A 24094-nucleotide genomic window follows, 5' to 3' on the forward strand; every position below is an offset into this window, starting at 1 on the left:
ATCCACCGATGTGGGGCAGGAGGACCTAGGTCCTAAGACCCCCCCCGAGGCGCCTGTGCGCGACCTGTGAGCCGTGGAAAAAACCGCTCTTACCGGGACAAAGACCCGCAGACAGGTGGTCTGTGGCGAATCCGAGCAAACCCCTGCCGCCGCACGTGTTCGCTTTCAGCGGAACTTTGTCCATTATGCGAGATGGCCGTCCTGCCGAGAACCGGCCACGGAGCAGATCCGGAGCGAAAACGCGCACCACTCGCGCGGTCCCACCGGCTGACGGCGATCGTCGGGCGCTGGCATCGCCCGAACTGACCCAGTCGGGCGACACCGGGGGCCCGACGCAGGGCGCCCGTCCGAGTCAGTGGTCGGAATAGCCGGGGACCATGTAAAGTTCACCAGGAACAGACATTTATCCAGCACCCCGGGGCCGCGCGTGTACGCACGAGCCAGCCCCGCTTCTACGTTAAGGGGGTCGGTGCCATGGGGCGCGGCCGTCAGAAGGCAAAGCAGACGAAGGTTGCTCGGGACCTGAAGTACTACAGTCCTGACACCAACTACCGAGCTCTCGAGCAAGAGCTCACGTCGCCGGGCCGTACCGATCTAGCGACCGGTACGCGGAGGCCTCCAGCAGACGCGAACGACGAGGTCGATCCCGACACGTATACGCGATGGGCCACGGACGAACGTTGATGTCCCCCCGGGTCGCCTCGTGCGACCCGGGTGCAGGCCTTCTCCCGCATCGGCTCCCCCAGACCCGGCCTCGTAGGCCGGGTCCTTCTTACGTCGTCCGGTAGGAGCCCGTCATGTGCACGGCCCCGCCGTGCACGCCCTTGGTCCCGCGCACGATGTGCGCGCCCACGCCGCCGTCGTCGACCCCGATGGTGCCGAGCACCCAGGCCGACAGCCCGCACGTAGCGAGATGACGCAGCGCGGCATCGACCCCGTCCGCACCGACGACGGCGACCATGCCGACGCCCAGGTTCAGCGTCGCCTCGAGGTCGCTCCATGGCACGCCGCCGAGCCCGCGCACGACGTCGAAGACTGCCGGGACGGTCCAGGTCGAACGGTCCACGGTCGCGGTCAGACCCACCGGGAGCACGCGGGCCAGGTTCGCGGCCAGCCCGCCACCGGTGATGTGGCTGTACGCGTGCACCTGCGCGGCAGCGTCCTGGGCCAGGCCGAGGAGATCGGCCGAGTACACGCGCGTCGGCACGAGCAGCTCCTCGCCGAGCGTGCGCCCGAACTCCGGCACGTCCCGGTCGAGCTTCCACCCGGCCACCTCGATGACCTTGCGGACGAGCGAGAAGCCGTTCGAGTGCAGCCCGGACGACGCGATCGCGACGACGACGTCGCCGTCGTGCACCTTGGCCGGACCGAGCAGGTCCGCGGCCTCGACGACGCCGACCGCCGCACCGGCCACGTCGTACTCGTCCGGGGCCAGCAGCCCGGGGTGCTCCGCCGTCTCGCCGCCCACGAGCGCGACGCCGGCGACCTCGCAGGCGGCGGCGATGCCGCGGACGATGTCGGCGATCCGCTCCGGGACCACCCGACCGCACGCGATGTAGTCGGTCATGACGAGCGGCGTGGCGCCGCACACCACGACGTCGTCGACCACCATGCCGACCAGGTCGAAGCCGATCGTGTCGTGGATGTCGAGCGCCTGCGCGATCGCGACCTTGGTGCCGACGCCGTCCGTCGAGGAGGCGAGCAGCGGCCGGTCATACGCCTTGAGCGAGCTCGCGTCGAAGAGCCCGGCGAAACCGCCGGCTCCGCCGAGCACCTGCGGTCCGTGCGTACGGGCGACGGCCGCCTTCATCAGCTCGACGGCGCGATCGCCCGCGGCGGTGTCGACGCCCGCGGCGGCGTAGGTGAGGCCGGCGCTCGAGGCGCCGTCGGGCACTGCGAAATCAGGCACTGCGGCGTCGGACGTGCGGTCGGCGCTCACGGCTGCTCGAGCGCGGTCGCGCCACCGGTCGTCGGCAGGAGCGTGCGCAGGCCGTCCTCGGGTGCCCCGAGCGGGAGCTCGCTCTGCTCGAGCAGATGCTTGCCGAGCGACGCCGAGGGTGGCAGCTCGATCGGGTACGAGCCGGTGAAGCACGCCGTGCACAGCTGGGCGACGGGCTGCTCAGTGGCGGCGACCATGCCCTCGAGCGAGATGTAGCCGAGCGAGTCCGCGCCGAGCGAGGCGCCGACCTCGGCCGGCGTGAGGCCGGTCGCGATCAGCTCGGCCCGCGAGGCGAAGTCGATGCCGTAGAAGCACGGCCACTTCACGGGCGGCGACGAGATGCGCACGTGCACCTCCGCGGCGCCGGCCTCGCGCAGCATCCGGATCAGGGCGCGCTGGGTGTTGCCACGCACGATCGAGTCATCGACGACAACGATCCGCTGGCCCCGGATGACCTCGCGCAGCGGGTTGAGCTTGAGCCGGATGCCGAGCTGGCGCAGCGTCTGGGACGGTTGGATGAACGTGCGTCCGACGTAGGCGTTCTTCGTCAGGCCCTGCGCGAACCGGATGCCGGACTCCGCGGCGTAGCCGACCGCGGCCGGCGTGCCGGACTCGGGGACCGGGATGACGATGTCGGCCTCGACCGGGAACTCCCGGGCCAGCTGGCGGCCCATCTCGACCCGCGAGGAGTGCACCGACCGGCCGGCGATCGACGTGTCTGGCCGCGCGAGGTAGACGTACTCGAAGACGCAGCCGGCGCGCTCGACCTTGGCGAACTTCTGGCTGCGCAGGCCGTCGGCGTCGACGCAGATGAGCTCGCCCGGATCGACCTCGCGCACGAACGATGCGCCGACGATGTCGAGCGCCGCGGTCTCGCTCGCGACGACCCAGCCGCGTTCGAGCCGACCGAGCACGAGCGGGTGCACACCCTGCGGGTCACGCGCGGCGTACAGCGTGTGCTCGTCCATGAAGACGAGCGAGAACGCGCCGCGCAGGCGCGGCAGGACCTCGAGCGCGGTCATCTCGAGGGTGTGGTCCGGATCGCCGGCGAGCAGCGCGGTCACGAGGGCGGTGTCGGTCGTGTTGCCGCGGGCGAGCTCGCCGCGCCGCTGCGCGCCGTACCGCTCGGCGACGAGGTCGACGAGCTCGGCGGTGTTCGTGAGGTTGCCGTTGTGGGCGAGGGCGATCGTGCCCCCGGCCGTCGCGCCGAGCGTGGGCTGCGCGTTCTCCCAGGTGCTCGCGCCGGTCGTGGAGTAGCGCGTGTGCCCGATCGCCAGGTAGCCGGTCAGCGCGTTGAGCGCCGTCTCGTCGAACACCTGGGACACGAGGCCCATGTCCTTGTAGACGAGCAGCTGCTCCCCGTTGGACGTGGCTATGCCGGCGGACTCCTGTCCGCGATGCTGCAGCGCGTACAGACCGAAGTACGCGAGCTTGGCCACCTCCTCGCCGGGTGCCCAGACGCCGAAGACCCCGCAGGCATCCTGCGGGCCCTTCTCGCCGGGTAGGAGGTCGTGTGAAAGAAGTCCGTCTCCGCGGGGGGCCACGGGTCAATGGTTGCACAGGCCGCCGGGCGGTCAGGAAAGGCGCCGCCGGGGACCCGTCAGCAGGGCCCTCGTCCGCAATGGCCCGTCCGCTAGGTCCCGTCAGGAGGAGGGGCCGTCCCCGGCTGCTCGGTCGACCCGGCGCTGACTCCGCCGGTCGGCAAGCACGGCGAGCCCTGCCCCCACGATCGCGCCCAGGACGGCGAGCGCGAGCGCGGTCAGCGCGATCACGGCCGACCGCGGCGAGCCCGGGCTCGCCGGCGTCAGCGCCGCCGCGAGCACACCGATCACCGCACCGAGCAGCACGCCGGTGCGGACGAACGCCGCGAACCTCGGCGCGTGCCGCACGACGGCAGCCTCGGCCACCGGCGTGCTCTCCCGCTCGGGCGTGCGCGCGACATCGTCGGCAGGGCGCCCGAGGTCGCCTGCCGGGCGCGCGACCCCGTGGGTGGCCGCTGCGTCGTGCGTTGCCGGGGTGCTGTCGGGCGTCGGGGCGGGATCCTGGCTGCTCACGTCGGCCAACGCTACGCGACGGCCCCCGCCCGCGACGGCCGCACCGACCTCCGGTTCGCGCCGTACCCCGTTCCTCCGCGCGGAGCATGCGGCAGGGGAGTCCGACGAAGCCGAACTGGCTTGCACACGAGCCTCACCAGCCACCCAGGTCACCCGCTCCGCGCGGACGGAAGTGAACCAGCGGGCTACTCGCGCCCGCCGTGGGGCGGGAGGTCGCGGTTCCGGGCGGCCTGGAGGGGCAGGTTCGCCGCCAGGTTCGCGCGGTCCCCCGAGGCGGAGACCTTCCCCTGCCCGACGGCGTCCGCCCAGCTCACCAGGCCGCACGCCAGCGCGAGCCAGGTCTGCGGGTCGGTCTCCACCACGTTCGGCGGCGTCCCGCGCGTGTGCCGCGGTCCCTCGATCGCCTGGACGGCACCGTCCGGCGGAACGCGCACCTCGACGGCGTGCCCAGGAGCCACGTCGGCCAGCTCCTCGAGCGTGAACCGCACGGCGGTGCGCACGGCCGCACGCGGCGCGCCCTCGGGATCCGCCCGCCACACGGCGAGTGCCGCGCGCCCGTCAGCGGGATCGGTACGGCGGCGGGGGGGCATGAGTCCAGGCTAAGCGCCCCACCGGTGAGGGGGCGCAGGGGACGCCCGTCAGGCGCGGGCGGCTCGGACGGCGGCGCGGACCATGCCGGCGTCGGTCTCGTCGTAGCTGCCGGTGCCGCCGCCCGGACCGGCCGGGCCCGGCTCGGTGACCGCACGGCGAGCCGAGAGGTGGACGGCGTCGATGCCGGTGACGAGCAGCGCGCCGATGTGCGGCGTCCGGATCCGGCCGCCGGCCATGATCTGCACGCGGCCCCCGGTCGCGAGCGCGTGCGCGGCGGCAACCTTGAGCCCGACCCGGCCGTCGATCGCGCGCGCCGCACCGCCCGAGGTGAGCACGCGCGTGACGCCGAGGTCGGCGAGCTGGTCGAGCGCGGTCAGCGGGGTCGCGACGACGTCGAACGCGCGGTGAAACGTCACAGTCGCGCCGTCCGCAGCCTCGACGAGCGCCCGGATCGCGTCCTCGTCCACGTCGCCGCAGCCCGTCAGCGCGCCGACGACGACGCCCGCCGCACCCGCGCGCACCGCGGCCCGCACGTCGCGGACCAGCACGTCGAGCTCGACGGCGTCGTAGGTGAACCCGCCCGGCCGCGTGCGGATGAGGGTGTGCACCGGCAACCCGATCGCCACGGCCGCCTCGATCAGCCCGATCGGGGGTGTGAGCCCACCCGTCTCGCCGAGGGCCACGCACAGCTCGACCCGGTCCGCGCCGGCAGCCTGCGCGATGCACACGCCGGCGATGTCCTGCACCGCGATCTCGATCTGGGGCTGCGGCACCAGGACCCAGGTCACGGTGTTGCGCGGCACGGCCTCTTCGGCCGAGCCGGGCGCGGCGACCTCGGCGCCCGCGTCGGCATCGGGTGCGCCGTAGGGCAGCGGAACCTCGCCGCGCGTCACGGCGAGGGGCACGTAGGCGGCCTCGGGCTCGGTCATGCCGGACACCCGTTCATCCGAAGTACCTCGGTAGCGTCGCGTCCGAGACCGCGCGCGCCTCGGCGAGCGGAACCGTGAACAGCCCGGTGATCTCGACGGCTGGCGCGGGCGCGTCGTCGTCGGCCATCGCCAGCGGGGTGTCGGCGGTGACGCCGAGCTTGAGCAGCGGGAAGCTGCGGGCGCCGCACAGGTCCTGGAACCGGACCTCCTCGGAGCGGGGCACGGCCACGATCGCACGCGCCGTCGACTCGGAGAACAGGGCCTCGAACGGCGTGACGCCGTCGCGGGCACACAGCGCGTCCAGGCTCACGCGCACGCCGGTGCGGAACCGCAGCGACGACTCGACGAGCGCCTGCGCGAGGCCGCCCTCCGACAGGTCGTGCGCGGCGTCGATGAGGTGGTCCCGCGAGGCGTTGATGAGGATCTCGGCCAGCGTGCGCTCGGCGGCCAGGTCGACGCGAGGCGGCACGCCGCCGAGGTGGGAGTGCGCGACGTCGGCCCAGGCCGAACCGTCGAGCTCGGCCCGCGTGACGCCGAGCAGATAGACCGTCAGACCCGCCGCGGTCCAGCCGGAGCTGGTCGCGCGCGCCACGTCGTCGAGCACGCCGAGGACGCCGACGACGGGGGTCGGGTGGATCGACGAGTCGATCTTGCCCGCCCCGCCGGTGCCGTTGTAGAGCGAGACGTTGCCGCCGGTGACCGGGATGCCGAGGAACTGGCAGCCGTCCGCCAGGCCGCGGACGGCCTCGGCGAACTGCCACATCGCGTCAGGGTCCTCCGGCGAACCGAAGTTCAGGCAGTCCGTGACCGCGAGTGGCCGCGCGCCGGTCGAGGCCACGTTGCGGTAGGACTCGGCGAGCGCGAGCTGCGCGCCGGTGTACGGGTCGAGCTTGGTGTAGCGACCGTTCGCATCGGTCGACAGCGCGACGCCGAGACCCGTGACCTCGTCGACGCGGACGACGCCGCCGTCGTCAGGCTGGGCGAGCTTGGTGTTGCCCTGGACGTAGCGGTCGTACTGGTCGGTCACCCAGGCCTTGGAGGCGAGGTTCGGCGAGGCGAGCAGCGCGAGCAGCGTGGCCCGCAGCTCGGCCGGGGTCTCCGGTCGCAGCAGGCCCGCGGCGTCGACGGTGTCGGCCGCGAGGCCGTCCTGCCAGGACGGGCGCGCGTAGGGGCGGTTGTAGACGGGGCCGTCGTGCGCGACCGTGCGCGGCGGCACGTCGACCACGGTTTCGCCCTTGAAGTCGATGACCAGGCGGCCGGTCTCGGTGACCTCACCGAGGATGGCGGTCTCGACGTCCCACTTGCGGGTGATCGCGAGGAACGCGTCGAGCAGGTCGGGGCGAACCACCGCCATCATGCGTTCCTGCGACTCGGACATGAGGATCTCCTCGGCGCGCAGCGACGGGTCGCGCAGCGGGACGAGGTCGAGGTCGACGTGCATGCCGCCGTCACCGGCGGACGCGAGCTCCGAGGTCGCGCACGACAGCCCGGCACCGCCGAGGTCCTGGATGCCCTCGACGACCTTGGCCGCGAACAGCTCCAGGCAGCACTCGATGAGCACCTTCTCCTGGAACGGGTCGCCAACCTGGACGCTGGGTCGCTTCGCGGCCGACTTCCCGTGCTCGTCGAAGGTCTCCGAGGCGAGGACCGAGACGCCGCCGATGCCGTCGCCGCCGGTGCGGGCGCCGAACAGGACGATCTTGTTGCCGACGCCGGACGCGTTCGCGAGGTGGATGTCCTCGTGCCGCATCGACCCGACGCACAGCGCGTTGACCAGCGGGTTGCCCTGGTACGACGGGTCGAACACGAGCTCGCCGCCGATGTTCGGCAGCCCGAGGCTGTTGCCGTACCCGCCGACGCCGGAGACGATCCCGTGCACGACGCGCGGGGTGTCCGGGTGGTCGATCGCGCCGAACCGCAGCTGGTCCATGACGGCGATCGGGCGCGCGCCCATGGCCATGATGTCGCGGACGATGCCGCCGACGCCGGTCGCGGCGCCCTGGTAGGGCTCGACGAAGCTCGGGTGGTTGTGGCTCTCGACCTTGAACGTCACGGCCCAGCCGTCACCGATGTCGACGACGCCAGCGTTCTCGCCGATGCCGACGAGCAGGTGCTCGCGCATGGCGTCGGTGGTCTTCTCGCCGAACTGGGCGAGGTGCACCTTGGACGACTTGTACGAGCAGTGCTCGGACCACATGACCGAGTACATCGCGAGCTCGGCGGCGGTGGGCCGTCGACCGAGGATGTCGCGGATGCGCTGGTACTCGTCGGGCTTGAGCCCGAGATCGGCCCAGGGCTGCGAAGCCTCGGGGGTCGACGTCGCGTGCGCAACTGTGTCGAGGAACGGGCGATCGGGTGCGGTGGTCATCGATTCCCTGCCGTGTGGTCTGCCGGAGACCGCCTCAGGTTACCGGCGCCGACGAGGTGCTGGATCGGGTGGTCGCCGGACCGGCCCGCTGACGACTTCTTGGGAATCTCTAGATCTCGTTTTGGTAGTCACTCGATCTCGATTTGGACATTCACTGACATCCGTGTGACCCTGCTCATATGAAAGCGCTTCCCACCAACGACGGTGACCCGAGATCGACGTCGTCGTCGACCCCGGTCGAAGCGGTTGTCACACCCTCGAACGTGACCATCTACGACGTCGCCCGCGCCGCCGGCGTCGGCATCGCCACCGTCTCCCGCGCCCTGCGCGGCTCCGCCCCGGTCGCCGACGCGACCCGCGCGAAGGTGCTGCGAGTCGTGGCCGAGCTCGGGTTCCGCCCGAGCTACCTCGGCACCTCGCTCGCCGAGAAGCGGCACGCCGCGGCCGGCATCCTCTTCCCCGACCTGTCCGGCCCGTACTACGCCGAGGTCGTCATGGGGCACGAGGAGGCCGCCTCGCGCCTGGGTCGCAGCGTCCTCATCCAGGCGACGAACGGCCGGCCCGACGCCGGCGCCGCGGCCCGCGAGCTCGCCGGCCGGGTCGACGGTCTCGTCGTCCTCGGGCGCACCGTGCCCGACGCGCTCGTCGAGGAGCTGCTGGCCGGGGGCCTGCCCGTGGTCCTGCTCGCCCGCCCGCCCGTCGGCAACGCCGACAGCCTGCGGGTCGACAACCTGACCGCGGCCCGCGCGCTCGGTGAGCACCTCGGCACGCACCACTTCGCGTCCGTCCGCTTCCTCGGCTCACCCGACGCGTCGCACGACGTCGCCGAACGCTGGGCCGGGATCTTCCAGGGCCTTGCCAAGTCCGACACCCGGCTCGACCTGACCCCGTGCAACCTCGACGTCGAGTCGGGCACGCGCGTGGCCCGGGACGTGCTCACCGGTCCCGACCGGCCGGACGCGCTCGTGTGCGCGAACGACGAGATCGCGCTCGGCGCCATCAGCTCGGCGGAGGAGCTCGGCCTCGTCGTCGGCGTCGACGTCGCGATCACCGGCTGGGACGACATCATGGCGGCCCGCCATGCCCGGCCTGGTCTCACCACCGTCCGCCAGCCCATGCGGCTGCTCGGAGCTCACGCGGCCGAGGTGCTCGACGAGCGCATCAGCCGAACCCGCACGACACCCCGGCACGAGGTCCTGCCCGCCGAACTGGTGGTCCGGTCGAGCTGTGGTGCACACCCCCAAGGAGACAGACGATGAGCAAGATTCTGCGCGTCAGCGTCGCCGCGCTCGCGGTGACCGCGACGCTGGCCATGAGCGGATGCGGGCGCAGCGACGCCGCACCCGCCGAGGACACCTCAGCCGCCCCGGTGGCTGAAGGAAAGGCCACCGGCGACATCACCGTCTGGGCGATGGGTACCGAGGGCGAGAAGCTCGGCGAGTTCGCGAAGGCGTTCACCGCCGAGAACCCCGACGCCAAGGTCACCGTCACCGCGATCCCCTGGGACTCCGCGCACGACAAGATCTCGACCGCGATCGCGGCCAACCAGACCCCCGACGTCTCGATGGTCGGCACGACCTGGATGGGTGAGTTCGCCTCCACCGACGCGCTCGACCCGACACCGGACTCGATCTCGCCCGACTCGTTCTTCCCGGGCGCCTGGGGCACCACCGTCGTCAACGACGTCGCCTACGGCATCCCGTGGTACGTCGAGACCCGCGTGCTCTACACCAACACCGCCGCCGCCGCGAAGGCCGGCGTGTCGCCCTCCCCGGCCACCTGGGACGAGCTGAAGACGTCCTCGGCCGCCATGCAGGCAGCCGGCGCGAAGTACGGCATCACCCTGCAGGCCGGCCAGACCGGCGCCTGGCAGACGTTCATGCCGTTCGTGTGGCAGGCCGGTGGCGAGATCCTCGGCACCGACGGCAAGCTCACGCTCGACACCCCGGAGTTCGTCGACGCGCTGAAGTTCTACCAGTCCTTCTTCACTGACGGCGTCGCCCCTGTGGACGTCCCCGTCGGCACGCTCGAGTCGTCGCTCATCTCCGGCGAGTTCGGCGCGATGGTGTCCGGCCCGTGGCACATCGGCATCCTCAACGACGCCGGGTACAAGGACTTCACGCTCTCCCCGCTGCCCAAGGGCGAGAAGCTCGCGTCCTTCATCGGTGGCAGCAACCTCGCCGTGTTCAAGAACGCCAAGAACCGTGACGGCGCCTGGAAGTTCATCGAGTGGCTGGGTCAGGCCGACACGCAGGCCGCCTGGTACGACGCCGTGAAGGACCTGCCGTCCGTCCCCGCAGCCTGGGAGACCGGCGCACTCGCCACCGACCCGCAGCTCAAGGTCTTCGGCACGCAGCTCGAGACCGCCGTCGCGCCGCCGTCGATCCCGAACTGGGAGCAGATCGCGACCGTGATCGACACCGAGCTCGAGAAGGTCACCCGGAGCGGGCTCGACCCGCAGGAAGCAGCCACTTCTATCCAGAAGCAGGCGGAGGCCATCGGGACCGGACTGTGATCCAGGATCCCCGAGACGAATTGAAGGTCGCGTAGCTCATGGCCACGACGATCCTCGCGAAGTCCCCCGCGCCGGCGCACAAGCCGGCGCGGGGGGCGGGTCCCGCACTTCGACGTTCGACGCCGCTGCGACGCCGCCGCAGCCTCGCCGCTTGGGGCTTTGCCGCCCCGTTCGTGCTGCTGTTCCTCGTCTTCACGGCGTGGCCGGTCATCTCGTCGCTCCTGATGAGCGTCACCGACATCAAGAGCCGCGATCTGCGCAACCCGTTCAACGTGAACTTCGTCGGGATCGACAACTTCTCGGCCGTCCTGCAGGACCCCCTGTTCTGGCAGGCCGCGCGCAACACCGGCTATTTCGTCGTCGTCGGTGTCCCGCTCGTCATGTTCATCTCGCTGATGGTCGCGATCGCCCTGAACACGGGCATCACGCGCCTGTCCGGGTTCTTCCGAGTCGGGTACTTCATGCCCGTCGTGACCTCGATCGTCGCGGTCGCGGTCGTGTGGCGCTTCCTGCTCAAGCCGGACAACGGCGTCATCAACGTGGTGCTCAGCTGGTTCGGGGTCGACGGACCCAACTGGCTCGGCGACCCGCGCTGGTCCATGCCCGCGATCATCATGATGGCGGTCTGGCGCAGCATGGGCACACTCATCGTCATCTTCCTCGCCGGCCTGCAAGGTGTGCCCGCTTCCCTGCACGAGGCGGCCGCGCTCGACGGCGCGAACGCGATGCAGCGCCTGCGCCTCATCACGGTCCCGATCATGCGGCCGACCCTGCTGTTCGGCGCGGTCCTCACCGGCATCGGGTACCTGCAGCTCTTCGAGGAGCCGCTCGTGATGACCAACGGCGGTGGGCCGCTGAACAGCACGATGTCGGTCTCCCTGTACATCTACCGGCAGTTCGGCTTCGGCAACTACGGCATCGCGTCCGCGATGAGCTACCTGCTCTTCCTCGCGATCGTGCTGCTCACGCTGCTCCAGTTCCGGCTGCTCAGCGAGCGCGACCCCCGGCCGCGCAAGAAGGCCCGGAAGGCGAGCCCCGCCGCTAGCCCCGCGAGCCCCACGACCGCACCCGAGGGGAGCACCCGATGAGCACCATGACCCACAAGGCGCCGGGCTCGACCTCGACCGCCGTCAAGCAGAACAAGACCCGCTCCATCGCCATCGGTGAGGCGCGTCCGCAGTGGTGGCTCTACCTGAGCCTCGGCATCGGCCTCGTGGTGATGCTCACGCCGTTCGTCTGGATGGTGCTGAGCGCGTTCAAGCCCGAGGCGGAGATCCGGGCGAACCCGCCGACCTGGTGGCCGCAGACCTTCACGCTCGAGAACTTCTCCGAGCTGTTCACGCGGCTGAACTTCCCCCAGTTCTTCACCAACTCGGCCGTCGTGGCCGTGCTCGTCACGCTCGGCAACCTGGTGTTCTGCTCGATGCTCGGCTACGCGTTCGCCAAGATCGACTTCTGGGGCCGCGACTGGCTGTTCCGGCTCGTGCTCGGCACGATGATGGTCCCCGGCATCGTCATGCTGGTCCCGCTGTTCGTGCTGGTCAGCCGACTCGGCCTGGTGAACTCCTACGCCGGCCTGATCCTGCCGTTCCTGGCGGGCCCGTTCGGGGTCTTCCTCATGCGGCAGTTCATCAGCGCACTGCCCGACGAGCTCATCGACGCCGGCCGGATCGACGGGGCGAGCGAGCTGCGCATCTTCGCGCAGATCATCATGCCGCTGTGCAAGCCCGCCCTGGCGACGCTCGGCATCCTCACGTTCCTCGGGTCGTGGAACAACTTCCTGTGGCCCCTGGTCGTCGCGAGCAGCGAGGACAAGTACACGCTCCCGGTCGCGCTCGCGCTGTACAGCACGGGCCAGAACGAGAACCACTACGGCCTGATGCTCGCGGGCGCCGTCGCCGTCGTCGCGCCCGTCCTGATCGTCTTCCTGTTCCTCCAGAAGCAGATCATCCAGGGGATCGCCACCTCCGGGATCAAGTGATCGCCAGCCACACGACGACCCACAAGCCCGCACCACGTGACGCGATCCGTCACGCCCGCTGGACCCAACCGAAGGACTCAACGATGAGATTCCGAAGTCTGCTCGCAGCCACCAGCGCCGCGTGCCTGCTGACCGCCTTCGCGGCGCCCGCCGTCGCGAGCACGCGGCACGAGGACCCGCGCCCGGCCGGCACGAGCCTGTCCCGCGCCGACCGCGCGGACCTCACGCGCTACGCCCGGGACACCTGGAAGTCGTTCGCCGCGATGACCGACCCGAAGACGGGCCTCCCGGCCGACAACATCGAGGGCGACCTCGACCCGACGTCGCGCTCCGGCTACACCTCGCCCACCAACATCGGCGCTTACATGTGGAGCACCGTCGTGGCCGAGGAGCTCGACCTCATCAGCTCCCGCGAGGCCAAGAAGCGGCTCAAGCAGACGCTCAGCACCCTGGCCGGCATGGAGCGGCACCAGCCGAGCGGCATGTTCTACAACTGGTACGACGAGGCGACGGGCGCGAAGCTCACCACCTTCCCGACCGGTGACCCGGTCGACCCGTTCCTGTCGAGCGTCGACAACGGCTGGTTCGCGGCGGCACTCATGGTCGTCAAGGCCTCCGAGCCGTCGCTGGCCGCGCAGGCGGAGTCGATCCTGGCGGGCATGGACTTCGGCGCGTTCTACGACCTCAACCAGTTCGGCGGCACGCGACCCGGCATGGTCTACGGCGGATTCTGGGCCGACAAGCCCGCCCAGACCGCCTGCCCGGGCACGCTCGCCGACGGCACAGCGGTGCAGTTCACCTGCAACCACTACGACATCCTCAACTCCGAGCCGCGCATCGTGACGTACATCGGCATCTCGCGCGGCCAGATCCCGGCCAACGCGTACTTCGCCACGAGCCGCACCTTCCCGGCCAGCTGCGACTGGTCCTGGCTCGAGACCCGCCCGGTCGGCGTCACCCAGCAGTACCTGGGCCTCGACGTCTTCGAGGGTGCTTTCACCTACCGCGGCATGAACATCGTCCCGACCTGGGGCGGCACCATGTTCGAGGAGCTCATGCCCGACCTGTTCGTCCCCGAGGCGAAGTGGGGCCCGAAGAGCTGGGGCCTGAACCACCCGCTCGCGGTCCGCGCGCAGATCGAGCACGGCATGGTCCAGGCCGACTACGGCTACTGGGGCTTCTCGCCCGCGAGCGACCCGTTCGCCAACTACCGCGAGTACGGCGTCGACGAGATCGGGATGAACCCCGAGGGCTACGCCTCCGACAAGGAGCGCACCAACGTCGACAACGGCTACGACGGCTGCCGCCCGGCCACCAACCCGACCCCGGTCTTCGGGGACGGCGTCGTGACCCCGCACGCCGCGTTCCTCGCCCTGCCGTACGCGCCGAGGGAGTCCCTGGACAACCTCAAGAACATCAAGACCGTCCTCGGGGCCTACGGACCCGGCGGCTTCTACGACTCGGTGGCGGTCCGCAGCAACACGCAGGCCAAGCGCTACTTGTCGCTCGACCAGGGCATCGTCATGGGCGCGCTCGGCAACGTGCTCGGCAAAGACATGCTCAAGACCGCGTTCAGCACCGGCGCGGTCGAGGCCACGGTCCGACCCCTCATCGCGATGGAGGAGTTCGGCTCCGGCTACGTCGATGGACGGCCGGTGAACCCCTGACCGAGTCCATCTCCGGCGGGCGGGCCCGCGGGGTGATCAATGGCGATCACCCCGCGGGCCTGCCTGCGCTCGACCCCGCTCCCCGGCCCGCGCGCCCCGCCGGCTGGTGGCGCCGCGCCGTCGTCTACCAGATCTACGTCCGCTCGTTCGCGGACTCGGACGGCGACGGGATCGGCGACCTCGCGGGGGTCACCGCGCACCTCGACGCCGTCGCCCGCCTCGGGGCCGACGCCGTCTGGCTCACCCCGTTCTACCCGTCGCCCCAGGCCGACCACGGCTACGACGTCGCCGACCACCGCGGCGTCGACCCCCTCTTCGGCGACCTCGCGGCGTTCGACGCGCTGGCCGCGCGCGCGCACGAGCTCGGCCTCGGCGTCGTGGTCGACCTCGTCCCCAACCACGTCTCCGACCAGCACCCCTGGTTCCGCGCGGCCGTGGCCTCCCCGCCCGGTTCGCCTGCCCGACGGCGGTTCCACGTGCGCCCCGGGCGCGGCCCGGCCGGCACGCTGCCGCCCACCGGGTGGGAGTCGATGTTCGGCGGCCCCGCCTGGACCCGCCTGCCCGACGGCGAGTGGTACCTCCACCTGTTCGCCCCCGAGCAGCCGGACCTCAACTGGACGAACGCCGCGGTCCGCGCTGACTTCGCCGCGACGCTCGAGTTCTGGGCCGCGCGCGGCGTGGACGGCTTCCGGGTCGACGTCGCAGGCGGCCTCGCGAAGGACCCGACCTACAGCGAGGTGCGCCGCCTCCCGGCGCGGTCGACCCCGACCGCGATGCTCCCCGACGCCGAGCTCCCCGACGCCCTGCACCCGGACGCCGTCGTCCCCGAGCTCGAGCACCCGCACTGGGACCGGTCCGAGGTGCACGAGATCTACCGGTCCTGGCGGCGGGTGCTCGACGCCGCCGGACCCGACCTGTTCGCGGTCGCCGAGGCGTGGGGCCGTCCCGAGCGGACCGCGGCCTTCGCTCGCCCCGACGAGCTCGGGCAGGCGTTCGCGTTCCCGCTGCTGGGCGTGACCTGGTCCGCGGCAGCGATCCGGCGCGAGATCACCGCGCAGCTGACGGCCCACGGCGCCGTCGGGGCGCTGCCCGCCTGGGTCCTGGGCAACCACGACTCCGCACGTGTTGCCACCCGGCGCGGACCCGGCGCGGCGCTCGCGCTGCACCTGTTCCTGCTCGCCATGCCGGGCGCGTTCTACCTGTACGCCGGCGACGAGCTCGGCCTGCCCGAGGTCGACGTGCCCCGCGCCGACTGGCAGGACCCGCAGGCGGTGCGCACCGGCGGCCGCCTGCCGAGCCGCGACGGCGCGCGCATCCCACTGCCGTGGACCGCCGAGTCACCCGGCTACGGCTTCACGACCGGAACCCCGTGGCTGCCGACCCCGACCGGTTGGGGCGCCCGAGCGCGCTCCCGCCAGGAGGCGGACGCCGACTCCCCCTGGTCCGTGCTGCACCGCGCCCTCACGGTCCGCCGCGGGCTCTGGACCCCGACCGACGCCGCCCAGCCCGCCGCCGCCCAGCCAGCCGCCGACCGGCCGCCGTCCGACGCCCTTGAGTGGTTGCCGTCCCCGCCCGGGACACTCGTCGTGCGCCGCGGGGATGCCGTCGTCGTGCTCAACGCGTCCAAACGCACCTGGCCGCTGGCCCGTCTGCTGCCGGGCGCGGTCCGGGCGGACGTCGCGGCGTCGTCCGGCCCCCTGCCCGCCGGGTCGCCCTCTTCACCCGAGTCGCCCGAGTCGCCCGAGTCGCCCGAGTCGTTGGATGCCGTTCTGGTGCCCCCGGCGACGACCGCCTGGCTCCACGCGGCCAGCCGCGTCCCGTCCGCGCGGAGCATGTGACCCGAGGGGCGTCAGTCGCCTGCCGGACGCAACAGATCGCCCCGGCAGCTCCAGGCGTCACCTGCTCCGCGCGGACGGGATCAGCATCGACGTGATCGCCGTCGACGTGATCGCCGTCGACGGAGGTGGCGTCGCCTTGCGGGTGGTGTCACGGTGTTGAAATGGTCCGACCACGCGTCGTCACGTACAACCTCGCCTCGGTCGACGGGCGCCTGACCATCGCGCCCGGCGTCAGCCTGCTGACCGGCGACGCCCGTTGGACGGCGCTGACCGCCGACATCGGCGACCCCTACGAGTGGGCGCGCGCGCAGCACGACCCCGAGGTCCTCCTCGAGGGCAGCGGCTCCTTCGTGCCCGACGACGACGCCCCGTACCCCGGCAGCAGCCGCAGCGGGGACGGCGCGGCCGCGATGGGCGAGCACTTCCTCCCGGACGCGGTGACCACGGCCACGGGGCGGCGCTGGTTCACGGTGGTCGACGGGCGCGGGCGGGTCGACCTGACCTTCACCGAGTGGCCGGACCCGGCGTGGGCCGGTTGGCATGCGCTCGTCCTGACCAGCCTTGCGGCCCCCGCGGAGCACCTCGCACTGCTGCGCGAACGCGGGATCCCCTACCTCGTCGTCGGCGCCGGGCCGGTGGACCTGCCGGCGGCGATGGACCTGCTCGCCGAGCGGCTCGGCGTCCGCACGGTCGTGTGCACGGGCGGCGGCCGGCTCGGCGGGGCCCTGCTGCGCGCGGGGCTGGTCGACGAGGTCGACGTCGACCTGCTGCCGGCCCTGATCGGCGGCCGCGGAACTCCGGCCCTGTTCGACGCACCCCCGCTCGGCCCCGACGAATCGCCGGTCGGGCTCGATCTGCTGAGCGCGGACCTGGAGGCCGGGGGCCGGCTCCGGCTGCGCTACTCGGTGCGCCGGCCCGAGGGGCCCACGCCCTGACGATGGGCCGCTGCCGGCAGATTCCGTTTCGTCCTGCTATGTCCACCGTGCAGCCCTAGCATCGGCCCATGGACCCGATGACGATCGCGAGCCTGATTCTCCCGATGCTGCTCGTGGCCGTCTCGGTCACGATCGTCGTGCTGGCGGTGTACTGGGTGATCCGCCGCGCGGTGCGCGACGGGATCCGGGACGCCCAAGCCCCGATCGCCGAACTGGCGACCGGGGCCGAGGACGTCCGCTAGCTCTGCGATCCGAGCTCAGCTCCTTGAGCTCAGAGCCCGCAGCTCACGCCACCGCGGGCCGGCTCTTCTTCTCGCGCAGCGCCGACTTCTCCGCCACGGGCGCGTCCCCCGAGGCGCGCTGCGCCCGGTAGTACGCCCGTGCCTCATCCTGCCGCTCGCGCTCGGCCCCGCTCGCGATCGGTGCCCGCACGTGCTCGGGTCCGTAGCCGAACGCGTCCACGAGGTCCTGCGCGTGCGGCCGCAGCCGCGTGAGCAGCCGGGAGATGTACGACGTCACGGTCCGGGCACGCCCTGCGGAGAGCCGGCCGTTGATCAGGTACCAGGCCAGGTTCCGCTCGATGATGCTCAGCCCGAACAGGTCCCGCACCCAGGTGAGCACCTGACGCGTGCCCGGGTCCTCGATGCGCTCGAGCGCGGCGGTGAACGCCTGCCACTGCACCAGCTCGGCGTGCGCTCGCGCGGCCTCGATGAGCTCGTGCTGGTGCGCGTTGAACAGCGCGGCCGCCTCGACGCGCGACGACCTCGTCGCCGGGCGCAGCGCCACCGCCACCTCCGCGACCATCGCCTCGACGCGGTCGGTCAGCAGCTCGCGCTGGGTCTCGGCGTCGCGCAACTGACCGGCCGACCGGCGCACGTTGCCGCCGTCGGCCAGGGTCTGGACCGCGCGCAGCAGCGGCGTGCGGTGCAGGGCGGCGTCCGCGGCGCGGGTCGCCACGTAGCGCGCCACCCCGCCGGCGTCGACGCCGACGAACTCGCGCGCATAGTCGGCGAGCAGCCGCTTGGCCACGAGCTGGAGCAGCACGGTGTTGTCGCCCTCGAACGTGACGAACACGTCGAGGTCGGCGCGCAGCGACACGAGGCGGTTCTCGGCGAGGAAGCCCGCCCCGCCACAGGCCTCGCGGGCGGTCTGCAGGGTGGTGAGCGCGTGCCACGTCGACATCGGCTTGAGCGCCGCGGCGAGTGTCTCGAGGTCCTCGCGGTCCTCCTCGCTGTCCGCGGCCCCGGAGAAGACGGCGTCGAACTTGTCGAGGAGCGTGTCGTGCGCGAAGTGCCCGGCGTAGGTCTCGGCGAGCAGCGGGAGCAGGCGGCGCTGGTGCTCGGCGTAGTCGAGCAGCACGACCTCCTCGGTGTCCGAGCCACCGGCGAACTGACGACGCTGGTTGCCGTAGGTGATCGCGATGACCAGGGCGAGCTTGCTCACGTTGACGGCGGCGCCGTCGAGCGAGACGCGGCCCTGCACGAGCGTGCCGAGCATCGTGAAGAACCGCCGGCCCGGGCTCGCGATCGGCGAGCTGTAGGTGCCGTCGGGAGCGACGTCGCCGTAGCGGTTGAGCAGGTTGGCCCGCGGCACGCGCACGTGGTCGAAGTGCAGCCGGCCGTTGTCGATCCCGTTCAGCCCGCCCTTGATCCCGTCGTCCTCGCCGCCGATCCCGGGCAGGAACTCCATGGTCGCGGGGTCGCGCAGCGGCACGTAGAACGCGTGCACGCCGTGGTTGACCCCGCCCGTGATGAGCTGGGCGAACAGCACGCAGGCCGTGCCGTGCAGGCCGGCGTTGCCGAGGTAGTCCTTCCAGGCCGCGCGGAACGGGGTGTGGACCACGAACTCCTGCGTCGCGACGTCGTACTGCGCGGTCGTGGCGATGCTGGCGACGTCGGAGCCGTGGCCGATCTCGGTCATGGCGAACGCCCCGGGAACCTCGACCGACATCGCGCCCGGCAGGTACCGCTGGTGGTGCTCCGCGGTCCCCAGGTGCAGGATCGCGGAGGCGAACAGGCCCCACTGGACCCCTGCCTTGATCTGCAGGGACGGGTCGGCGGCGACCAGCTCCTCGAACCGCGCCAGGCTGCCGCCGTGGTCGTCGGCGCCGCCGAACTCGGCCGGGAACGCACGCAGCACGTCGCCCTCGACGGCGAGCGTCTGCACCTGGGTCAGAACGCGTGCCCGGTGCTCCGCCACGGACAGGCCCTCGATGCGGGCGAACCGCGGGTCGCCGGCGAACACGCGCGCCTCGCGGCGCACGTCGGCGTACTTGCCAAGAAGGAGGTTCTCCAGCCGCGCGACGTCGATGGCGGCGGCCGGACCCGTGGCCGGAAGGGTGGCGGGGTGCTCGTTCATGGTGCTCATCAGGTCTCCTGTGCGGGTGAGGTCGAGGGACTGGGGGTGGTGGTGCTGGATGTGGCAGTACTGGGTGGTGCGACAGCGACTGAGGTGAGTTCGGGAACGTCGTCGTGCAGGGTGAGGGCGCGGCCCCGCGCGAGGAACCCGACGGGACCGGCCCAGAGCCACGCGGCGACCTGGGCGGTGAGCTCCGTGCGGGTCAGCGCGTCGGGCTCTGCGCCGTGGCGCAGCCAGCGCTCGCCCGCGCCGCGGACGAACCCGACCGCGCCGGAGGCCCATGTCTCGGCCATGACCTGGCTCGCGGGACCGGCAGGCGAGCCGGCGTCGGTCAGCGCGTGCGCGAACGGGGCGGCCACGAGGTCGGTCACCGCGTCGAGGAAGCGCCCGAGCGGCGACCCCGACTCGAGCGATCCCTCCCGGGTGACGAAGAAGTAGACGTTCGGCGAGCTTTCGATCATCTCGAGGTAGACCCCGACCATCGCCCGCAGCCCGTCCCGAGGGGTGGCCGAGGCCCGCAGCGCGCCCTCGAGCGCCCCCTGGATCTGGAGCACGACGGACTCGGCGACGGCGATCTGCAGCCCGAGCTTGTCGCTGAAGTAGCGGTAGACGATCGACTTCGACGTGTTGGCGGCCGCCGCGATCTCGTCCATCGACACGTCCGGGCCGCGTTGGTGCACGACCTTGCGGGCGATGCGCACGAGCTCGGCCCGGCGCGCCTCGCGGTGATCGACCCACCGCGTGGACCGGCCGTCGACGGACTCGCCCGGCAGGGGAAGCGGGGGGCCCATTCCCGACGAAGGACCTGTGATTTGGCTCACGAAACGGACAGTATCAGGTACTGTCGGTTCCGGACACATATCACAGGGGGTTCGGCCGGTCTGGGCCGGAGGTCCCGGGGGTGCGTCCCGGGAGTCCCCATTCCACGAGGAACCACGGCTGGATTGCGCAACCGACCGACACCACTGAAACGACTACGCGAGAGGAACTGCCATGGCGGCATCTCCCACGAACTCCCCCGACACCCGCACGACCCCGACGGTGCGACGCGCCGTCGTCGTCGGCGGGAACCGGATCCCGTTCGCCCGAGCAGGCGGGCCGTATGCGAACGCGAGCAACCAGGACATGCTCACCGCGGTCCTCGACGGGCTCGTGGCGCGGTTCGCTCTGCAGGGTGAACGGATCGGCTCGGTCGCGGCGGGCGCGGTGCTCAAGCACTCGCAGGACTTCAACCTGACCCGCGAATCGGTGCTCGGCTCGGCACTGTCGCCCGAGACCCCGGCCTACGACGTGCAGCAGGCGTGCGCGACCGGGCTCGAGACCGTCATCGGGCTGGCGAACAAGATCCGCCTCGGCCAGCTCGACTCGGCCATCGCGGCCGGGGTCGACACGACGTCGGACGCGCCGATCGCCGTGAGCGACAAGCTGCGCCGCGCGCTCCTGCAGCTGTCCCGCGCGCGCACGGCGGGCCAGAAGCTCAAGGCCGTCGCCTCGATCCGCCCGAAGGACCTCGCGCCCGCACCGCCACGGATAGTCGAGCCGCGGACCGGCCTCACCATGGGCGAGCACCAGGCCCTGACGACCGCCGAGTGGGGCATCACGCGTGAGGCGCAGGACACGCTCGCGCTCGCCAGCCACGTCCGGCTCGCGGCCGCGTACGAGGCCGGGTTCTTCGACGACCTCGTGACCCCGTACCGGGGCCTGACGCGGGACCAGAACCTGCGCGCGGACAGCTCGCTCGAGAAGCTCGGCAAGCTCGCGCCGTCGTTCGGCGTGAAGCTCGAGACGCCGGCCACCATGACCGCGGGGAACTCCACCCCACTGTCCGACGGCGCGTCCGCCGTCCTGCTGGCCTCGGACGAGTGGGCCGCGGAGCACGACCTGCCGGTGCTCGCCGTCGTCGTCGACGCCGAGGCGGCCGCGGTGGACTACGCGCACGGCAAGGACGGGCTCCTCATGGCGCCGGTCTTCGCGGTGCCGCGACTGCTCGCCCGCAACAACCTCACGCTCGACGACTTCGACTTCGTCGAGATCCACGAGGCGTTCGCCTCGACCGTCCTGTGCGCGCTCGCGGCATGGGAGGACGACGAGTTCTGCAAGGCCCGGCTCGGGCTGACCGGCGCGCTCGGTTCCGTCGACCGCGACCGGCTCAACGTGACCGGCTCGTCGCTCGCCGCCGGGCACCCGTTCGCCGCGACCGGCGGGCGCCTCGTCGCGACCGCGGCGAAGCTCGTGGCCGACCGCAAGGCGTCCCTCGCCGGCACGACCGACGCGGACCGCCCGGTCCGCGCCCTGATCTCCGTCTGCGCCGCTGGCGGCCTGGGCGTCACAGTCATCCTGGAGGCGGCGTGACCGACACCTATCTGAACCTCGTCAACTCGGGGTTCACGAAGAAGCTCGCCAAGCAGCTCGGTCTGCCCCGCCCCGTGCCGCTGACGCGGTACCGCCCCGGGCAGCCGCTCGTGAGCGGACCCGTGCTCGTGCTCGCGGCCGAGAGCAGCGCCAAGGAGGCGGACGCCGTCGCGCAGAGCCTGGTCGGCTGGGACCTCGACGTGCGCCGGCACGCGTTGCCGGGCGACCGGTTCGGCGCCGTCGTGCTGGTGCTCACGGAGATCGCTCACCCGGACGAGCTGTCCGCGCCGGTGCTCGAGGCGGGGGCCGTCCTGCGCTCGCTCGCCCGCGGCGCCCGCGTCGTCACGCTCTCCCGCGTGGCGACGGCCGACGACGCCCCGGCCGTCGCGGCCGCCCGGCAGGGGGTGGACGGGCTGCTGCGCTCGCTCGCCAAGGAGCTGCGCGGCGGGGCGACCGGCAACGGAGTACAGCTCGCGGGCGGGGTCGGCATCGATGCGCCGTCCGCGGTCGGCGCGCTGCGGTTCTTCCTATCGGCCCGGTCCGCCTACGTCGACGGGCAGCTGCTGACCGTCGACACCTCCGCCGGCACGGTGCCCGCGGACTGGGACCGCCCGCTGGCCGGCCGGGTCGCCGTCGTCACCGGGGCGGCGCGCGGGATCGGCGCGGCGATCGCCGAGACGATCGCGCGGGACGGCGCGACGGTGATCGTCGTCGACGTGCCCGCAGCCGGCGAGGCGCTCGCCCGGGTCGCCAACCGGATCCACGGCACAGCCGTCCAGCTCGACATCACGGCGCCCGACGCCGGCGAGCGGATCCTCGCGCTGGCGCTGAAGCGGTACGGCGCGCTCGACATCGTCGTGCACAACGCCGGGATCCTGCGCGACAAGCTGCTCGTGAACATGACGCCCGAGAAGTGGGACGCCGTGCTCGCGGTCAACGTGGCCTCCCAGCTGCGGATGAACGAGCAGCTGCTCGTCTCGGGGGAGTTCACGCGCGCGCCGCGGATCGTCTCGCTCGCCTCGACCAGCGGGATCGCGGGCAACCGGGGGCAGACGAACTACGGCGCGTCCAAGGGCGGCGTCATCGGCATGGTGCGCGCCACCGCGCCGCTGCTCACGGCCTTCGGCGGGACGGCGAACGCCGTCGCACCCGGGTTCATCGAGACCGACATGACCGCGAAGATCCCGTTCGCATCCCGGGAGATCGCCCGGCGGGCGAACTCGCTCCAGCAGGGCGGGCAGCCGATCGACGTCGCCGAGGCGGTGGCGTTCTTCGCCTCACCGGCCGCGGGGGGCGTCGTCGGGCGCGTGCTGCGGGTGTGCGGGCAGAACCTGGTCGGCGCATGAGGGCGCCCGAGACACGGGCGGGGGTCGCGCTGCCGAAGACGGAGCGTGGCCCGGGCGGGGCGTCCCGCGCTGGTTCGTCCCGCGCAGGTTCGTCCCGCGCTGGTTCGTCCCGCGCAGGGGCGACCCTGACCGGGACGCCCGACGTCGGGCCGGAGTCCGGGCGGGTCGAGGTCACGCTCGCCACCGTCCCCGGGCTCGGCGGGCTCTACGCGCGCGGCGTCGCCGGCTCGGCCCGGATCGCGGTCGCGACCCGCCTCGGCCGGGCGGTCGACGCCCTGCCCGACGTCGTCTACGTCGCGCACGGCGTGCGCGCGGACCCGGGCCACCTCACCGCGTACCAACACCTGCTCGGCGAGAGCGCGTCCGACGTGCTGCCGGCCGGGTTCGTGCACGTGCTGGCGTTCCCCGTCGCGACGGCGTTGATGGTGCGCGGGGACTTCCCGCTGCCACTCGCCGGCATGGTGCACCTGGAGAACCGCGTCGAGCAGTTCGGCCCGATCTCGCTCGGGGAGGAGCTCGACGTGCGGGCGTACGCGCGTGACCTGCGCGCCCACCGCGCCGGGACCCAGGTCGAGCTGGTCACCGAGGTTCGCGTGCCCGGCGGGTCACGCGGCGGCGAGCTCGCCTGGCGCGGCACGTCGACCTACTTGGCGAAGGGCACCCATCTCCGCCCGGACGAGCTGGGCGATGGGCAGACGGTGGGCGAGGACCAGAGCTCCCCCGCCGGCGACGCAGGATCCGAGGGCGGACGCACCGCGGGCCGCCGCGGGTCGGACCCGTGGACTCCGCCGGTTCCGACCGCGCAATGGCGGTTGGCCGGGGACGTCGGGCGACGGTACGCCACGGTGTCCGGCGACCGGAACCCGATCCACCTCTCAGCCCTGACCGCGAAGGCGCTCGGGTTCCCCCGCGCCATCGCGCACGGGATGTACACCGCGTCGCGCGCGCTGGCCGGCGTCGGCCCGGCGCGGACGGAGGCGTTCACCTGGACGGTGGAGTTCGCCAGCCCGGTGCTCCTGCCCGGAACGGTCACGGTCCGCATAGCGGCCGCCGACAAGGGCGCCCCCGGCTACTCGTACGCGGCTTGGAACGCCGGTTCGTCGAAACTCCACCTCACGGGAAAGGTAACCCCCCTCTAAACCCCGCCGTGCCCCGCGAACTCGGAGGTTTCCGGCGAGCTAGGACACCCGGGTGTCCTAGCTCGAGCCGAACCTCCGAGTT

At 72.3% G+C, this 24094-nt stretch carries 20 protein-coding genes; 12 read left to right on the forward strand and 8 right to left on the reverse strand.

Going from position 1 to position 24094, the window contains the following annotated elements; translation table 11 throughout:
* Positions 1-474: 474 nt before the first annotated feature.
* A complete protein-coding gene (locus tag VTA80_RS07770; RefSeq protein ID WP_407344818.1) occupies positions 475-684 on the forward strand; it encodes a DUF3073 domain-containing protein in 210 nt (69 codons plus the stop codon).
* An 88-nt stretch (positions 685-772) separates the two neighbouring features.
* Here the strand turns inward: VTA80_RS07770 and purM are convergent, their stop codons facing one another.
* From purM to purL, 6 genes are all read right to left on the reverse strand, one after another.
* A complete protein-coding gene (gene purM, locus VTA80_RS07775; RefSeq protein WP_407345725.1) occupies positions 773-1894 on the reverse strand; it encodes a phosphoribosylformylglycinamidine cyclo-ligase in 1122 nt (373 codons plus the stop codon).
* Between the two features lie 41 nt (positions 1895-1935).
* A complete protein-coding gene (purF, locus tag VTA80_RS07780; protein WP_407344819.1) occupies positions 1936-3483 on the reverse strand; it encodes an amidophosphoribosyltransferase in 1548 nt (515 codons plus the stop codon).
* Between the two features lie 99 nt (positions 3484-3582).
* Entirely contained in the window at positions 3583-3993 is a 411-nt protein-coding gene (locus VTA80_RS07785; RefSeq protein WP_407344820.1) for a histidine kinase, read from the reverse strand.
* Between the two features lie 185 nt (positions 3994-4178).
* Positions 4179-4583, reverse strand: a complete 405-nt coding sequence (locus VTA80_RS07790) for a sterol carrier family protein (RefSeq protein WP_407344821.1) — start codon at positions 4581-4583, stop codon at positions 4179-4181.
* Positions 4584-4631: 48 nt separating this feature from the next.
* The gene (locus tag VTA80_RS07795; RefSeq protein ID WP_407344822.1) at positions 4632-5513 is read right to left on the reverse strand and encodes a copper homeostasis protein CutC; all 882 of its coding nucleotides are present in this window, start codon (positions 5511-5513) and stop codon (positions 4632-4634) included.
* A gap of 13 nt (positions 5514-5526) precedes the next feature.
* Positions 5527-7881, reverse strand: coding sequence for a phosphoribosylformylglycinamidine synthase subunit PurL (gene purL, locus VTA80_RS07800; protein WP_407344823.1), 2355 nt, complete (start codon positions 7879-7881; stop codon positions 5527-5529).
* A 263-nt stretch (positions 7882-8144) separates the two neighbouring features.
* On the opposite strand from purL, the gene VTA80_RS07805 reads away from it, so the two are divergent.
* From VTA80_RS07805 to VTA80_RS07840, 8 genes are all read left to right on the forward strand, one after another.
* On the forward strand, positions 8145-9140 hold the full coding sequence (locus VTA80_RS07805; RefSeq protein WP_407344824.1) for a LacI family DNA-binding transcriptional regulator: 996 nt from the start codon (positions 8145-8147) through the stop codon (positions 9138-9140).
* The gene (locus VTA80_RS07810; RefSeq protein ID WP_407344825.1) at positions 9137-10396 is read left to right on the forward strand and encodes a sugar ABC transporter substrate-binding protein; all 1260 of its coding nucleotides are present in this window, start codon (positions 9137-9139) and stop codon (positions 10394-10396) included. Before VTA80_RS07805 ends, VTA80_RS07810 begins: the two co-directional genes overlap by 4 nt.
* 38 nt (positions 10397-10434) lie before the next feature.
* Positions 10435-11484 (forward strand): carbohydrate ABC transporter permease, encoded by a 1050-nt coding sequence (locus tag VTA80_RS07815; protein ID WP_407344826.1) that lies wholly within the window; start codon positions 10435-10437, stop codon positions 11482-11484.
* The gene (locus VTA80_RS07820) at positions 11481-12377 is read left to right on the forward strand and encodes a carbohydrate ABC transporter permease (RefSeq protein ID WP_407344827.1); all 897 of its coding nucleotides are present in this window, start codon (positions 11481-11483) and stop codon (positions 12375-12377) included. The genes VTA80_RS07815 and VTA80_RS07820 overlap by 4 nt, the downstream gene beginning before the upstream one ends.
* Before the next feature lie 83 nt (positions 12378-12460).
* The gene (locus tag VTA80_RS07825) at positions 12461-14044 is read left to right on the forward strand and encodes a glucoamylase family protein (RefSeq protein ID WP_407344828.1); all 1584 of its coding nucleotides are present in this window, start codon (positions 12461-12463) and stop codon (positions 14042-14044) included.
* 32 nt (positions 14045-14076) lie between these two features.
* The gene (locus VTA80_RS07830; protein WP_407344829.1) at positions 14077-15882 is read left to right on the forward strand and encodes an alpha-amylase family glycosyl hydrolase; all 1806 of its coding nucleotides are present in this window, start codon (positions 14077-14079) and stop codon (positions 15880-15882) included.
* A gap of 161 nt (positions 15883-16043) precedes the next feature.
* Positions 16044-16817 carry a dihydrofolate reductase family protein gene (locus VTA80_RS07835; RefSeq protein WP_407344830.1) on the forward strand — a complete coding sequence of 258 codons (774 nt, stop codon included), beginning with the start codon at positions 16044-16046 and terminating at the stop codon, positions 16815-16817.
* Positions 16818-16885: 68 nt separating this feature from the next.
* Positions 16886-17059 carry a hypothetical protein gene (locus tag VTA80_RS07840; protein WP_407344831.1) on the forward strand — a complete coding sequence of 58 codons (174 nt, stop codon included), beginning with the start codon at positions 16886-16888 and terminating at the stop codon, positions 17057-17059.
* A 43-nt stretch (positions 17060-17102) separates the two neighbouring features.
* On the opposite strand, the gene VTA80_RS07845 is transcribed toward VTA80_RS07840, so the two are convergent.
* Together VTA80_RS07845 and VTA80_RS07850 are read right to left on the reverse strand one after the other, a co-directional pair.
* Positions 17103-19184: an acyl-CoA dehydrogenase gene (locus VTA80_RS07845; RefSeq protein ID WP_407344832.1), complete on the reverse strand. Its 2082-nt coding sequence runs from the start codon at positions 19182-19184 to the stop codon at positions 17103-17105.
* Positions 19184-19966: a TetR/AcrR family transcriptional regulator gene (locus VTA80_RS07850; protein WP_407344833.1), complete on the reverse strand. Its 783-nt coding sequence runs from the start codon at positions 19964-19966 to the stop codon at positions 19184-19186. The genes VTA80_RS07845 and VTA80_RS07850 overlap by 1 nt, the downstream gene beginning before the upstream one ends.
* 202 nt (positions 19967-20168) lie before the next feature.
* Here VTA80_RS07850 and VTA80_RS07855 point away from each other — a divergent pair, with 202 nt between their 5' ends.
* Genes VTA80_RS07855 through VTA80_RS07865 form a run of 3 tightly spaced genes read left to right on the forward strand, consistent with a single transcriptional unit; the run spans position 20169 to position 24012 of the window.
* On the forward strand, positions 20169-21527 hold the full coding sequence (locus VTA80_RS07855) for an acetyl-CoA C-acetyltransferase (RefSeq protein ID WP_407344834.1): 1359 nt from the start codon (positions 20169-20171) through the stop codon (positions 21525-21527).
* Positions 21524-22873 (forward strand): 3-oxoacyl-ACP reductase, encoded by a 1350-nt coding sequence (locus VTA80_RS07860; protein ID WP_407344835.1) that lies wholly within the window; start codon positions 21524-21526, stop codon positions 22871-22873. The genes VTA80_RS07855 and VTA80_RS07860 overlap by 4 nt, the downstream gene beginning before the upstream one ends.
* Positions 22870-24012 (forward strand): MaoC/PaaZ C-terminal domain-containing protein, encoded by a 1143-nt coding sequence (locus tag VTA80_RS07865; protein ID WP_407344836.1) that lies wholly within the window; start codon positions 22870-22872, stop codon positions 24010-24012. Before VTA80_RS07860 ends, VTA80_RS07865 begins: the two co-directional genes overlap by 4 nt.
* Positions 24013-24094: the final 82 nt, after the last annotated feature.

This window comes from Pengzhenrongella phosphoraccumulans (genome assembly GCF_045689905.1).
Classification (GTDB): domain Bacteria; phylum Actinomycetota; class Actinomycetes; order Actinomycetales; family Cellulomonadaceae; genus Pengzhenrongella; species Pengzhenrongella phosphoraccumulans.